The sequence below is a fragment of the Geobacillus sp. C56-T2 genome (genome assembly GCF_007829715.1).
GTDB classification, from domain to species: Bacteria; Bacillota; Bacilli; order Bacillales; family Anoxybacillaceae; genus Geobacillus; species Geobacillus icigianus.
The window spans coordinates 1,995,188-2,009,657 of record NZ_VJWB01000001.1 but is presented as its reverse complement, the minus strand read 5'-3'; the positions used below and the strand labels follow the sequence as shown (position 1 = coordinate 2,009,657).

The 14,470-nt window shown below is 47.1% G+C and carries 13 protein-coding genes; all 13 read left to right on the top strand.

Translation table 11 applies throughout. The features are described from left to right. Nucleotides 1-57: 57 nt before the first annotated feature. From GC56T2_RS09935 to GC56T2_RS09875, 13 genes are read left to right on the top strand one after another with little or no spacing between them, the layout of a single operon-like run. Nucleotides 58-1,389, top strand: coding sequence for a hypothetical protein (locus GC56T2_RS09935; RefSeq protein ID WP_144974893.1), 1,332 nt, complete (start codon nucleotides 58-60; stop codon nucleotides 1,387-1,389). After that, nucleotides 1,370-2,611 (top strand): hypothetical protein, encoded by a 1,242-nt coding sequence (locus tag GC56T2_RS09930; protein ID WP_144974891.1) that lies wholly within the window; start codon nucleotides 1,370-1,372, stop codon nucleotides 2,609-2,611. The genes GC56T2_RS09935 and GC56T2_RS09930 overlap by 20 nt, the downstream gene beginning before the upstream one ends. Before the next feature lie 53 nt (nucleotides 2,612-2,664). Then, a complete protein-coding gene (cas6, locus tag GC56T2_RS09925) occupies nucleotides 2,665-3,630 on the top strand; it encodes a CRISPR system precrRNA processing endoribonuclease RAMP protein Cas6 (RefSeq protein WP_144974889.1) in 966 nt (321 codons plus the stop codon). Between the two features lie 10 nt (nucleotides 3,631-3,640). After that, the gene (locus tag GC56T2_RS09920) at nucleotides 3,641-5,338 is read left to right on the top strand and encodes a Cas10/Cmr2 second palm domain-containing protein (protein ID WP_144974887.1); all 1,698 of its coding nucleotides are present in this window, start codon (nucleotides 3,641-3,643) and stop codon (nucleotides 5,336-5,338) included. Beyond that, nucleotides 5,332-5,985 carry an RAMP superfamily CRISPR-associated protein gene (locus tag GC56T2_RS09915; RefSeq protein WP_144974885.1) on the top strand — a complete coding sequence of 218 codons (654 nt, stop codon included), beginning with the start codon at nucleotides 5,332-5,334 and terminating at the stop codon, nucleotides 5,983-5,985. The genes GC56T2_RS09920 and GC56T2_RS09915 overlap by 7 nt, the downstream gene beginning before the upstream one ends. Beyond that, nucleotides 5,982-7,175 (top strand): RAMP superfamily CRISPR-associated protein, encoded by a 1,194-nt coding sequence (locus GC56T2_RS09910; RefSeq protein WP_172706261.1) that lies wholly within the window; start codon nucleotides 5,982-5,984, stop codon nucleotides 7,173-7,175. Before GC56T2_RS09915 ends, GC56T2_RS09910 begins: the two co-directional genes overlap by 4 nt. A 3-nt stretch (nucleotides 7,176-7,178) precedes the next feature. Next, nucleotides 7,179-7,580, top strand: a complete 402-nt coding sequence (locus GC56T2_RS09905; protein ID WP_144974881.1) for a hypothetical protein — start codon at nucleotides 7,179-7,181, stop codon at nucleotides 7,578-7,580. Further along, nucleotides 7,546-8,400 carry a type III CRISPR-associated RAMP protein Csx7 gene (gene csx7, locus GC56T2_RS09900; protein WP_144974878.1) on the top strand — a complete coding sequence of 285 codons (855 nt, stop codon included), beginning with the start codon at nucleotides 7,546-7,548 and terminating at the stop codon, nucleotides 8,398-8,400. The genes GC56T2_RS09905 and csx7 overlap by 35 nt, the downstream gene beginning before the upstream one ends. After that, nucleotides 8,397-9,179 (top strand): RAMP superfamily CRISPR-associated protein, encoded by a 783-nt coding sequence (locus tag GC56T2_RS09895; RefSeq protein WP_144974876.1) that lies wholly within the window; start codon nucleotides 8,397-8,399, stop codon nucleotides 9,177-9,179. The genes csx7 and GC56T2_RS09895 overlap by 4 nt, the downstream gene beginning before the upstream one ends. Nucleotides 9,180-9,211: 32 nt before the next feature. Continuing rightward, entirely contained in the window at nucleotides 9,212-9,652 is a 441-nt protein-coding gene (locus tag GC56T2_RS09890; protein ID WP_144974874.1) for a hypothetical protein, read from the top strand. Beyond that, the gene (locus tag GC56T2_RS09885) at nucleotides 9,653-10,669 is read left to right on the top strand and encodes a hypothetical protein (protein WP_144974872.1); all 1,017 of its coding nucleotides are present in this window, start codon (nucleotides 9,653-9,655) and stop codon (nucleotides 10,667-10,669) included. Between the two features lie 39 nt (nucleotides 10,670-10,708). Continuing rightward, nucleotides 10,709-12,055, top strand: coding sequence for a hypothetical protein (locus tag GC56T2_RS09880; protein WP_144974870.1), 1,347 nt, complete (start codon nucleotides 10,709-10,711; stop codon nucleotides 12,053-12,055). Nucleotides 12,056-12,074: 19 nt separating this feature from the next. Continuing rightward, complete coding sequence (locus GC56T2_RS09875; RefSeq protein WP_144974868.1) at nucleotides 12,075-14,093, top strand: TIGR03986 family type III CRISPR-associated RAMP protein; 2,019 nt, start codon at nucleotides 12,075-12,077, stop codon at nucleotides 14,091-14,093. The last annotated feature ends 377 nt before the right edge of the window (nucleotides 14,094-14,470 follow it).

The window sequence follows — 14,470 nt, the reverse complement described above, 5'->3', positions numbered from 1 at the left end:
TTCGTATGGAAGAACCGTCCTTTCGTTTGCGTACTGTCACAGTAAGGGGTGAACAGATTGCGTGAGGAGCAGTTGATTCCGCAAGTATTGATGCCGAAAGTGATCCTAAAGGCGGGGGACCTTTCGCGGACGGTGGCCGAGGTGACGAGGGATGAGGAATGTCTTCGCGCAGTGCAGCGTCTTTCGCTGTTGTTGCGGCGAATCGTGTCGAACGGAAAGCGGCGTCTCGTTGTTTTTTGGCCGCTCGATCCTCAGTTTCAAGCCATTGAGCGCGTTGTGCTTGAGCGGAAGCTTGAAGGATGGTTTGAGAGGCAAATCAAAGGCGGCTGGCGCGTGGAAGTTCATCTTCTTTCCGTTGGAAAAGGCGGTGACTTCGCTCTGTGTCGGGCTGAAATGGAAAGGATCATACATAAGTTGTGCATTCGTTTTCCCTTTGCCCAGTTCGGCCATTTAGTTGGATTTGGGGATTCTCCGCTGGTTTCCTTGTTGTTTCTTGAGGGGATTCGTCGGTTTGCGGACCGGTATGTGAGCATCTATTGGAACGATGCCGAGATACATATGGAACCGACTGTTGCGGACCCGCCCGCTGAGACGTGGCTGAAGCAAGTCCAAAATTTCATTATTGAACATGACTATAAAGCAGCATTGGAGATGTTGCAAGACTTGGAGGAGACGAAAGAAAAAGAGGCGGCTTCCCATTTGTTGCAGATGATGATCGACCGCTTGAATTTTGCGATGGAAGAGGCGCTCGGCCACTGGCATGAGGCGGTGAGGCGCATCGGCACAAACCGTGTGCTCGAGGAGACAAAGCACATTTTGCAATCATTGGTATCCGATGACATCAAGCGGCGCGACTTGGCTCGGATTGTTGAATTATACCGGCATTTGGACATGTATTTGGACGCCGGCAATACGGTGGCGTTTTTAGTTCGTTTTTACCGTGCGCGCGAGGCGGTTTTGTACTATTTGTTGCAACACGCGCAAACGGTTCCGGGAAACGTGATGATCGAGAAAAAATCAACCATTTATGAAGTGATTGAATGGCTTGAAGAAAAATATGACCAATGGGAAGTGGACGGGTATTATGGGGCGTATTTTTATTTGAAAAGTCTGAATGTGGCGAATGCCCTGCAAGTGCGCAACCGCAGTTTTATTGGCCACGCGCGAAGCGGAATCAATGAGAAAAAACTGTGGCATTCGTACTATGGGACAGACAGCGTCACCATGGAGAAGGCCAAGCGTCGGTTTATTATGGACACCTCGCTCCTGTTTCGGGATTTAGGAGTCCGGTGGGATGAAAACATTATGGATGTCAACCGGTTTCTCCTGCAGTTCATTTCCCAACTTGCCAAGGAGAGGAAGGAAGCGTATGAGATGGGTGCTCGTTGATGCTTGGTCCGACCGCTCAGCTGAGGTGATCGATGCCGTCGTTGAGGAAATGTTGGTGCGTGGATTTCGTTCGTTGGCGATTCATTTTTTTCTGCATGAAAGCGAATGGCATCGGAATGAACGAAAGCGATGGGATGAATGGACTTCCGCCATCGAAGCGACAGTCGAATGGCACCTTGTTCCGCATGGCATCGGCTTGGCGGAACAACTCGAGTTTGTTCGTTCTCGCCTGCGCGGCATTAAAGAGGGGGCGGACCGCGTTTTGTTGCCGCTCGGCCGTGGGGAGGCGAACTTGCAGCAAATGGTTGCCCATGAAGCTGTACAGTTGTTTGCGGATAAAACAGTGGTTTGGCTTGAAGAGCTGGGAATCGAAAGTGCTGGTTGGGCGAACGCCTATATCCGCAATGAGGATATTTACCATCATGTCGATGAGCTGATCGCAGCGGGAAATTTTCACGCGGCCCAGCGGCTGCTTGAGGGGAAGGTGAATGATGAACGGATTCAGACGTTGCTGGAATTTGGGGAACGGTTGAAATCATTGCGGTTCTCGCCGAAAGAATTCGAGTGCTATTTAACCGTTTTGAAGGAGTCCCTTTCCCACATTGACCGTGAAGAGGCGGAAAAAGAAGCAGCGTTCATTGAACAGATGAAAGGATTGGCGACAGGGGAACAGCGGGCGTTTCTCTTTTTTTTGCATAGCTATGCCGAACTATTGTATGAGCAACAAGAATTGATTGACTTCATTGTTATTTATTACCGTTTGGCGGAAGAAGCGCTTTTGTATGCCCTTGGCTGGGATGCCCACGACGAGGAGAGGGGTTTTCCGTTCTTTGACCGTCCTGGCGCTCAGTACCGGCTGCCGCTTGGGAAGCAAAAGCGCTTAACCCGGCATTTTCATCGTTATATGAAGGCGCTTAGCCAAGAAGTGCGGGAAATGGAGCGGCGGGAAAACGTGCGGATTCGCCGCGACCGATGTGTCGGGTTGGAACGGTTGAGCTCGCGCGATCGGTATTTTGCCGACCTGTATTTGCTGTTTAACGAAAAAGCCTTTGAGTCGCTGCTTGATTTGCGCCACGAAGGAGTAAGCGGCCACGGGTTTGCTGATTTTTCGGCAGAAATGTTCGAAGGGCTGTTGGGCGGGGAGACGCCGATGCAGAAAATGAATCGCATCTGTGATTATTTAGGGATTTGGCCTGCTTATTCGATTTTTCGGCTCATCTAAAAAGCTGTTCTCGGCTTGATCGCTCAATCATCTATACAAAGGAGTTTACCGTGATGAATAGGGAGACAAAAGTCGCCTTGTCGCTTCCGGATTTTCCGTACGTTTTGTTGCGAGCAACGCTGTTATGCACGAAAGGCGGGGCGCTGCCTGAATATAAATCTTCCGCCATCCGCGGCGTGTTGGCACGGGTGATCCGGAAAAGCGTCTGTCATGACGAGTCGCTCGCTTGTTCCCGCTGCGTTTATCGTTGTCAATGTGTGTACGCCCATTTGTTTGACTCCCCGGCCGACGAGGGAGAACGGCTGGGCATTGGCGGGACGATGCCGCATCCGTACTTGATTCGCTGCGAAGACCGGTCCACGCTGGTCAAGGAAGGGCAAATGGTCACCGTGGATATCGTCTTGTTGGGGCGGCGGGCTGTTGACTTTTCGCTTCATTGGTTATGTGCGCTTGAACAGATCGATCGGTATTCGTTTGGCCGCCAACATGTCCGTTTTTCGCTGCATGATGTCCGTCAGCGGGATGAATCAGGGCGCGAATCGATGGTGTTTGACCGTTCCCGCTTTTCTCGCCCGTCTGTTTCTTTCTTCCGTTGGCAAGGCGTGGTTGACGATTACCGGGCCGTTGTGCTTCGTTTTCGAACTCCATGCCGAATGATGCGGAAAGGAAATGTGCTGCGCCAGTTTTCCCTTTCCGAATTTTTATGGCAGCTCAAACAACGGGTCAGGCAGCTTTACTGGCTGCATGGCGAGCATGAGATCGGCTTGCAGCGTTTCGATTTTCTTCCTGAGCCGCCGAGGGAAACCGTACGGGTGCACCGCGAGCAGTGGGAGGAGCTGGCTCGCTATTCATGGCGGCAGCAAAAAAAAGTATGGCTTGGCGGGATCAAGGTGGAATTGGAATGGGAGCGCTCCGCGGAGCTGGACGAATGGCTGCCGCTGCTGCTGTTTGGCGAGAAGTTCCATGTAGGGAAAGCCACAACCTTCGGATTAGGACAATATGAACTTTTGATTCGCTAGGGGGTTGCCAATGGAGCGGTATCGATTTTTGCTGTTGCTGGACACAGACAAAATTAAAGATTACGTATTCGCGTCATCAAAGCTGAAAGAAGTGCGGGGAGCCAGCCGCCTTCTTGACTACTTAAACCGGGACGTCTCCCGGCGCATTATCTATCAATCTTTCGGGCTGCCTGATGATTTTTCCAAGGATGAGCACGAACGGTTTCGCATTGTTTACCTCGGCGGTGGGGCGGGAAAAGTCGAGTTCGTCTCGCGCGAGGACGCGATCCGTTGTGGCGAGGAGATCGCCAAGGCGTACAAGAAATGGACGCGGACCGCTTCTTTATCTTGGGAAGTGGTGGAAATTGATACAAATCACTATTACAAATGCGTGGCCAAGGGAGAATTTTTGCTGCGCTTGAAAAAACAGTCGCCTCTGACTGCTGGCCAATCGTTCCATCTCGGCATTTTTCATCGTTGCCGTCATCAAGAGACGGATGCCGTGGAGGCGGTGAACCAGCATTTTTATGAAATCAAAGAAGTGACCGAAGCTTACTATTCCTTGCGGGCTCAACAAGGAGAATCGTTTGTCAAAGTCGGCCCCGCTTCTTTAATCAAGCGAGCTTTCGATCAATATTATGAACGTTATCAAAGTTGCTTGAGCCGTTCCTCCGTTGTGAAACAGTTGCGTGCTTTCTATGGGGAAAACTGGGAGTTCCCAAAACAGCTGTCCGTGATTGGTCAAGCGGATCAGAGCGGCCACATCGGCCTCATTTATATGGATGGCAACCGCATGAATAAAGTATTGCAAACTTTGCAAACGGTAGAAAGCTATCAACAATTTAGCATTGGGTTGCAAAACGCTATCGACCGAGCGCTTGTCGAGACAATTACACAGTTGTATCCCCGCGGTCAATTGCCGAAGCTTGCTAATGAGGATGAAGATGAGCAGAAAGGACAGCCGTCCGAAGCATCGGTTTTGCCGGTGGAGTTTGTTTTGGCGGCGGGGGATGACTTAATTGTTATTGTTCCAGCCACCAAAGCGATGACGTTTGCTGAGAAGTTTATAGAAGCGTTTGGGGTGTATGCTAACAAACTAATAGACGGCCAGGCGGAGTGTTTGACAATGTCTGCCGGCGTAGCCATTGCCAAGTCGTCGTTTCCAATAAAATATTTGGTGCCATTTGCGGAACAGTTGCTGAAGTCGGCGAAAAAGAAACATTATGAACGTCGTTTGCAAGGAGAGAGTTCTCTAGAGAGACTGGCGACGATTGATTATATGGTTGTATCGATGTCCTCCAATCCCGATCTAGCCACCATTCGCCAAGAACAGTTGAAAAAGAACGAGGAAGACATCGATTATGAACTAACGGTTCGTCCCTTCGACTTAGCGACTTGGAAGTCGTTGCGTCAGCTTGTCGCCCAAGTGAAGCGGCATCGCCCCCGCTTCCCAAGTTCAAAAATGAAACAGTTATACCATCTTCATTTTATGGAACGGTGGGAAGGAGAGTATTATTTTCAAAAACTGTTTATGAACTTGAGTGATTTTCATAAACAATCGTTGCGGCAATTGTACAGTTTGGTTGGGCAAGGGATATTTCCATCGTTTTGGTATCAAAAAGAAGAAGGAGTGTATGCGAGCCCACTGCTTGACTTTTTAGAGATTTATCCGTTTATTGACGAAGCGGAAAATGTTCTTGTTGGCGAAAAGGGGGGAAATGGATGCTAACGTTTACTGTCCATTTGACTATTCGCTTTTGCTCTCCGTTCCATATTGGCACAGGAGAAGGGGTCATTGGCATTATTGACCGTCGAACCCTGTCCCATCACGACACGATAGGGGGAAAACGGATGCCGCTCATTCTCGGTCATACAGTAAAGGGGATCGTCCGCGACCGTTTTCGGGAATTGTCGCGTTTATTGAACATTCCTCACGAAGCGGAGGAAGATTTGTTTGGATCTGTCAAGAGGCAAGGAAGCGTCTATTTTTCCCCGTGGCGCATCATCGAAGAAGAACGTCGGGGCGTGGATAGTCAGTTTCTGTTTAGCACGAAAACCGGGAACCAGCTTGTTCGCTCAAGGCGGGTCGCCAAACAAGATCACTTGTTTACCTACGAGATGGCGCAGGCGTGGCCGACGTGGGAAGGAATGGTTTCAGGAGTGATCGAGGGAGAAGAATCGACAACGGACATTCCGAAGAAGTTGGTGTGGCTTCTTTTGGCGATCCAATCAGTAAGAGCTGTCGGTGGCAGAAGAAGAGCAGGCAACGGCGCTTGTACAGTAACGATTGAACGATTAATCATCAATGGACAAGCCCTCGACGATGACAAGCTGTGGAAAGAGCCGATTTTAGAATCGCTAGGAGGGTTATCGTGACGAAAGAGCGCGTTTGCTATCATGTTCGCATTACGGCCACGAGTCCGCTTTTATTGTCGAATCGGCCAGCGAGCGAAGGTTCATCTGTTTATCAATCATTGGAATATATTCCTGGAACATCTATCCGTGGGGCGTGGATTGAAGCGTACAAACGACGGAATCCAAGTCGTAGCGAAAAAGCGTATTCCCACCTCATCTCGGAAAAGTTTATGGATAGGTATTGGTTTGACGACTTTTCCCCTGAGGGACGTCAGCGGTTGCCGTTGACCGCGATTACGTGCAAGCAGTTTCCTGGGTTTAAGGATGATGAGGGACATGGCCATGGGGTAAAGGACAGTTTGCTTCTTTATTACCGAACGTTGAAACGATGCGAAGCGAACGAAGAATTCGTGGAAACCGAGTTGACGTGTCAGCGTTGTCAGTCGGTTTACACCTCCTACGGTCAATGGGTGAATGAGGAATTCGATCGTCCGGCTCAACCATTGCGCAAAATTCAGTCAGGCCATGTCGCTATTTTGCCCGTTACCCAAACGATTGTCAAAGGGAAACTGTTTTTTGAACAAACGCTTGATATTGATCAGTCGTTTGAAGGGAAAATTCATGTGCCGGTCGATGACAAAGCGGAGTTTGAGGAAATGATGGAGTGGTTGAAGGAGCATCCGCTGCGTGTCGGGGCGAAGCGCACGTCAGGATATGGGGAAGTGAAGGTGATGACATATAGGGAAAGCGCTGAGGAACATTCCCCTCCTTTGCGGGAGAGGTTTTACCGGTTTCAGGAACGTTGTCGCGAGATGGGGATCATTGGGGCCGAAGAAAAGGCGTTCTCTCTCACCATGTTATCTGACGGGGTGTTTGTGGATCGTTGGTTTCGTTTTCGCGCGGATCTCACTCCTGAACTGCTTACGGAGCTGACAGGGGTGGAATTTCCCGGGGTGAAGCTTGTGTACCGACACGTTGAGTTGCGCCGGGTGTATGGTTGGAACCAAAAATGGAACGTAGCGCTCGATGAACAAATTGCGGTCAAAGCCGGGAGCAGCTATTTGTATATCGTCTCCGGTCGGGAGAGTGAAGATTTTTGGATAGAACAGTTGGAGCGGCTTGAACAAAGCCGGATCGGGAAACGGATTCATGAAGGATTCGGGCGTTTGCGCGTGTGCGATTCTTTCCATGTTTGTACAGAGGAGGTGTGATCTGTGAATGCGATTGAGCAAATTCGACGACAGCGTATCATTGCTAAAGACATGTATCGGCTAGCTCGGCGAATCCACGATGAATTCAAAGGAACGGAGTATGGAACTTCATCGTATTTTTATTCGCTGGCTGAGCGTTTTCCTTACTTAATATCCGATCCGCAAAAATGGATGAAAGAAAAGAGCAGGCGTTCTGTTGCTAAGTATTGGGAAACAGTTGGAAAATACGAAACGTTTGCTGAAGCTATCGAACAAAGCTTTGCCGATGACGAACTGTCTCGCCATTTGCACGTTGCTTCGCGCTATTTTTGGCCGTTTTTGGCGCATTTGTTGAAGCTGGAAGAAGAAATAAAGGGGGAAAAGCAGGAGCATGACGGCAATCGAAACGACATCAGTCAAATATGATTATGTCTTTATTGAGGGAACGCTTGAATTGCAGAGCGGATTGCATATCGGTTCAGGACAAATGGCAGATGACACGGATGCGGCAGTGATCAAAGACGCCCAAGGCCGCCCTTACATTCCCGGCTCTTCACTAAAGGGAGTGATGCGGACGCTTTCCGAGCAGTTCCATCATCTCGTGATCGATCAACCTCGTGTTCCTGTCTGTTTTTTAGCCGACAGTGACTGCAACAAAGGAGAGAAAGCGGATCAGCTCCGCGCCCAAATCGAGCAGTTGATTCAGCAACAACGGGAAAGCGAGATCAATGAGTTGATTGATGAGCACGTTTGTCCTGTTTGTCAGCTGTACGGTTCACAGTTTCGAGCGTCAAAATTAGTAGTGGCCGATTCGTATTTGCAGGAAACGGAAGGCAACACGACGAGCGAGAACAAGAACACGACCATTCGTCATAGCGTAGCCATTGATCGGGACACTGGGACGGCGAAAGATGGGGCGAAATACGACTATGAAGTAGCGAACCGTGGGCTTCGTTTTTCTTTTCATCTAGAAGGAAAACAGCTGAGTAAGCAAGACGAAAAGTTGCTATTTATTGCCCTTCTTCATTTTGTCTCAGGACGCGTTCAGCTGGGTGGCAATATTTCGCGCGGATTGGGTGCGGTAAAGCTTGAGAAAGTATCGTTGTACACCTACTCCTTTGCCCAACCTGAAGGGAAGAAAGCGTATATAAACTTTTTGCTTACAGGAAGACATCAAAACGGAAAAACGTTTGAAGAATGGAAAGACGAGATCATCAAGAAGATACAAGGAGGACAAAATGAATGAACAGGACGAGAGGGACATGGAGAATGATGATGGCTGAGCTGGTTGTTACCATTCAACTCCAGCCATCTTCTCCCCTGTTGGTACAGGCGCCCGAGGAGAGGGACGATAATGAAGTCGTTCCGGTCACATGCAAAGTGAACGGTCAAGAGGTATATTATCTTCCCGGCGGCTCTATGAAAGGAGCGTTGCGCGCTCATACAGAAAAGGTGTTTTATCATTTGTTTCCTAAAAAACAGAAGCAAGCGGCTAAAGAGAACGGTTGCTCGTATGAGAAGCTAGACTATGTGAGCCAGTTGTTTGGTCATGTTCAGTTTCGTGGACGATTGACGGTGGATGATGCGTATTTTCAAAATCCGACAGATGAGAAGCGCTGTCATGTAGCCATTGACCGTTTCCGTGGCGGAAGCGAAACAGGCGCCCTTTTTGTCACGAAACCGCTCGTATCGGGAACAGCGTTGACAACCATTCGATTGAAAAATCCGGAGTTATGGCAAATCGCTTGGCTTTGTTTGCTGTTGCGGGATTGGCAGGCAGGCGATATCACCATTGGAGCGAAGGCGGCTTCCGGTTATGGGCGTCTAGAAGTCTTGGTTTCATCGCTAGACCTTCATATGTATAGTAAGGAATTGGAAGAACAGTGGAAGGGATTGGGGGTATTTGAACACGCCACGCTAAGCGGCGACTTGTATTCTATCTATCATTTTTCCGATGTACAATCGTTGGCTGTTCGTGTCATGCCGATGTGGCAGCGTTTGCTCAATGGAGGGGAAGCGTCGTGAATCTTTACTCTTTTACATTGCAGCTAGACGAAATGGAACGGCAATTCCATGAACTGACGACAATGGAGGGAACATGGTGGTGGCTGCGTGAACATCTCGAGTATAAACGGCTGGATCGGGTTGAAGATTTGCCTCCGTTTGACAAGAACGGTCTGGATTTGGCGGGGCGAGTGTTCTCATCATCGGTCGAATGGCGATATGAAAAGGAAGGAAGCGTCTATCGCTGTTTGCTTGCATCATTGCAGCCGACGACAACCCTTTCAACTCCTTCTAGGGGGGAAGTGGAAACAATGAATGTGTCATCTCTCTATGAGGAGCCAAAAGAAATATTTGTGCGCTCGTTGACTGCTTTAATGGGCAATAGGGAGGAAGATGTTGCGGATGGAAAGGTACGGGTGTTAGTGAGGGAATATGCATTTACGGATGGGATTGGTGGAACGGGGTATATGCTTTGTGGAGTAACGGGGCGATGAATGATGAAAACGATTTTTTGCACCGTGGGAACATCAACGATGGAAAAGACACGACTAAGAAACTTGCCTTGGGATAAGTATGAAAGAAAAAATCCGGTGTATGTCGAACCCACCAGCGACCAAATGAAAGTTTTTACTCGCTATAATCAAGATCTTCTTTCCTACCGGTCTGAAGATCCACAACGAAACAATATGTATCAAAAAATCGATGATAAATTTAGCCATTATATACAGAAGATTGTGGACGCGTATAAGCAGCAAATAAAGCAGCATTCATGGCCGAACTGGACAGCAGAAACGTGGCGGCTCATGCCGGCTGAGGTGTCGAGTACGATGGCTATGGTTGATTGTCTTGTCCCATCGGCGGAGAGCCCATTTAGCGACGTGCGTCTTGTGCTCTTTGTCTCGGATACCGTGCAAGCGCATCTCAGCGCGTGCGTGATTGAAAAGATGTTCGAAGACATCGGATTTAGGCGGGAAAATATAGAACGAGTACGAATTGAACGTTTCCAAATGGAAGACATCCAAGTGTTTGCCGAAGAAGGTTTGCCTAATTTCATTCGCCATCTAAAGGACAGAATCGATGTGAACGATACGGACAACCAGTGGCTCAACATTACCGGCGGCTATAAAAACTTTATCCCTTTAGTGACCCATATCGCTTCGTTCTACGGGTTGGATATGTACTACGTATTTGAAGAAGCCATTGTAAAAGGGAAAGACGCGCTTGTAAAAATTCCGAGGATTCCTACGTTGAATCATCTATTAGGAGCAAATGAAAGTATCGTATCTACGATATTGAGTATATTGAATGACATTGAAAAAGGGGAATATGGTTCGACTCCAAAAGAGGTATGGAAGAACATTGATAGTATTCTTTATTGTGATCTCTCACTTCCATCTGAAGTAGCTGAAATTTTTGTTGGTTTTATCAATAGCTTTATAGATGTTAGTGAGGGAGAGTTTAAACTTTCGACTATCGGTCGTGTGTATATGGAGCTTTTCAAATCGAGGTAGATGGATTGACAACGAACTTGTATGGTAGGGTGAATAAGCATGGGATTGGATTGGGTGTTTAAAAGAGAAGAGGTCAAAAATAGACAAGGAAAAAACTTTGACTATCGGGTGGGGATTGTAGAAACAGAGAAAGGAAAAGAGTTTATATACTATTTTGATCTTCCAGATCATCTCCAGGAACCCGCAGTCGAATGGATGGAGCAAGAGAGAAGAATTTGTAAAGGTGACGAACAGTTTCCAATTATTAAAGGGTTGTTGATACATTATTTTAGTGAGGAAACAGCATTTGATTTGGAGGTGTCGGAAAATAAAATAGAAGTGGGGAAAAATATAAATAGTTCCCGTTTTTGGGATAAGTACAAAGAAACGATCGAAACAAAAGTGAAAGAAGAATTGGAGCAGTGTTCAAACGATATTGTTCGCCTATTGTTATTGCAAAAGCTTCTTCAAATGACCCATATTTTAGCTGACCCTATTCGGGTCTCGCGAATATCTGATAATGAGCGCAAGCATCTCAATTTGTTCGGCTATTTTGTGCGCATGCATATTTTGCATACATTGTTACAACGTGAAGAAATGAGAGATTATGATCAGCTTCGGCAAAATATTGAAAATGAATATCGAAAAGAGTTTGAACATTTTTGTGAATACTTATCGGAAGAAGCGTTTTACCGATATGATTTGCCTTCTTATACAAGGGAAGTGTTTGCGGCGATTCTCGGCAAGACACATTTCGAATTTGATGATATTGTAGTTCATATCCTTGAGAAGTATATGAACTATAGAGGTCCAGATCAGATGGATCAAAGCGAAAAAAAGTGTATTTCCAAAGTGATCAACGGCTGTCTTTTGCCTAGGTATAATGTGCCTGAGTGCTTGAAACTGGTGAAGGTCACCAAGAATAGAGGAGATAGGATAAATATTCATCTGTTGCCGAGACTTTTGTCATCGATTCTGGTTGGCTTTCTCCCCGTTTTGTTGACGGGAGAATTGTACGAGTGGTATCGAAATGTAGTCAAGGATCATATTATAGCGCAACTAATTATTGTTTTATTTTCTGTTTTATTGCTTTTATTGGCATATGGATATTTAAGTCTAGAGATTAAAAACTTTTTAGGGTTTTGGGCGTGGAAACGAGCAAGGGTTATTTTTGGCCGAGGATTGGCATGGACTTTTCTCATCGCTAGTTTACTCATTCCATTTAGTGGCTATATGTTATTGGGAGAAGAAGAGTTCGGAAAAATAGAAAGCTTTTGGGGGTTCATCGAGAGGTTAGCGGAAAACAATATGTTGTACCTATTATTGTTTCAAGTTGCGCTGTCCTATTTCCTTGGCATTGTGCTGCAAGCGATTTGGGAGGACAAGCCGATTACACAGCCGTTATGATCGAAGGGAGGAAGGATTGATGAAAAAAAATAGTTGGAAATCACTGGCGCCCAAGGGATTTTACAATCCATACAATTTTGTTCGTTGGTCCCCTCCGGCGAAGCAAGAAACGGAGCTGGCGAGGGGGCCGGCTCCGAGATTGCTGGAGCTGAACGGTTACACGGGTGTAATTGTTTGCCGGCTGAAGACTCTTTCTCCGCTGTTTATAAAAGGAAATATAGTGTCGAAGACAAACCAAAACCATGAAACGTACGAGTTTTTTAAATCACATGGCCGTCATGTCATTCCCGGCAGCTCATTACGCGGCATGATCCGGTCTGTTTTCGAAGCGGTCACGAATTCAACGTATACGGTATTAAACGAAGCGAAGGAAAATGAGCCGCTTTTTTACCGTGGAGATTCCACGATGGGTGCGCGTGTCGTTCCGGCGCGCGTGTTCCGGAATGGTGACGGACAATGGATGGTCAAGCTGATGACTGGATACGTCGGGAAAAAAGATATACGTTTGGGGAATCGCTTGTCGTATGCGGCATGGGTTTTGCGGTACAGCAAACATTGGACTCCGAGCAACGAATCTCCTTATCATCAACGTTCGATTGTGAAGATTCCGAAAGGAGTTTCCCATGGAAGCAAAGTGTATGCTATTCTTTCTGAGCAACCGATTCGTCGAAAAGGTTTTTTCTTTTGGAATGTGCTTGAATTGGCAGAAGCCCCCAATCAACTAAGTGACCCGTCTAAAGCGGTCGAAGGGTATTATTACTGTTCAGGCCTTAATATAAATAGAAAACATGATGAACGCTTCTTTTTCTGTGCAGATGAATCTATGTTGAAGTCGAAAGGCGGATATCCGTTTGGAAAAAACGTTTTTCCTCTTTCTGAAGATGTCCGGCAGAGCTATGAACGGCTGTTGCAAAACTATAAAGAGGTGAATAACGGAAAAGAGTCGAAAGGGAATCTTCAAAAGAGCCGGCATATTGACGAAGATCCGCGACTGAGAGAAGGAGATCTTGTATATGCTGATCTGGACGAACAACAAACAGCAGTGAGAGCTTTGTATCCGGTCATGATTTCCCGGCGCCAATATCAAACATCGGTGCTTGATTTGCTTCCGGAGCATGTGCGGCCGCCTCAATCACTTCAGGATTTATGCCCGGCCACTCGCCTGTTTGGTTGGGTCAAAAACCGAAAAGAGGGAAATGAGGATGTCGCTTTAAAGTCAAGAGTGTATATAAGCGATGCGGTCATTCAAACATTGCGCGGCACGTTCTCAACGACGTTTCCGGTGCTAGGGACACCGAAGCCCACCGCTATTCCGATGTACTTGCGTCCTGCTTCGCCCGAAGCTCCTATTGAAAAAGTAAGAGATTTCAAGCGTGGTTATGATGAAGGACCAAAGAAAGCGACTATTCGAGGGCGAAAAATGTATTTGGCACATCACGACAAACCAAAATGGAAAGAACAAGAGGGAACACATTTGAATATTAGCGCAGTGGACGTTGTAGAGGCTGGAAGCGAATTTGTTTTTGAAATTCGATTTCGCGATTTGACGGCTGTTGAACTTGGCGCGCTTCTTTGGACCCTTCAACTCGAACAAAGAATGGTTCATCGGCTAGGTTATGCGAAACCGCTTGGATATGGGCATGTGAAAATAGAGATTGACCGCTTATGCATAGAAGATTTGAAAGCGAAATATATGAACTGGTCTTTCGATTCGAATGAGCAGTCGACGGCACATGGGGAGACTGACCGTCGAACCGACGTTGCTCGTTTCATTGAGCGATTTAAGCAAGAAATGGAGCGCGCTTTCGACAAGCCGTTTGATAACATTGTTCAAGTCGCTGACTTAAAAGCGATTCTAACTCCAAAGCCAAAACGTAGTCCAATTCATTATCCATCTAATGGATCGGGAGAGGATGGATATAAGTGGTTTAGCAACAATAAGAAAGTACCTAAGGATAGAAAAAGCGAGCGAGATCGTACGTATCGGGAAGTATTGCCCTTGGCAACCGAAGATAGGCCGCTGCCCTACAATGACTAGACTCGCGGGTCACCGGTCAGAAGGAAACTTGGGATTTAATAGAAAATAGGCTTAAACGGGGGAGTAAAACCATATGCGTTCATTGCACACCCCAAAACAGTCGCAAAAACGGCAGGGGTGTGCAAGCTCCTTTTTCTTTCGATTTGCGAAACATGGTATTGATAGATCAATAGTTTGAACGTTTGGCAATTTCGGTCATCTATACAAGTTGACATAATCAATTTTTATGATTTGAGGGGGTGTGAGGGGTGTGCAAAATGGCCTCTTGCCGCCTTAGAGAATCGATGGTAAAATAAAGGTGCTGTTGAAAGAATTGGGCCTCGCGGAGAGGATTGAAACTGGCATCGAACAGGTTATCGAACGATTTACGAAGAGCT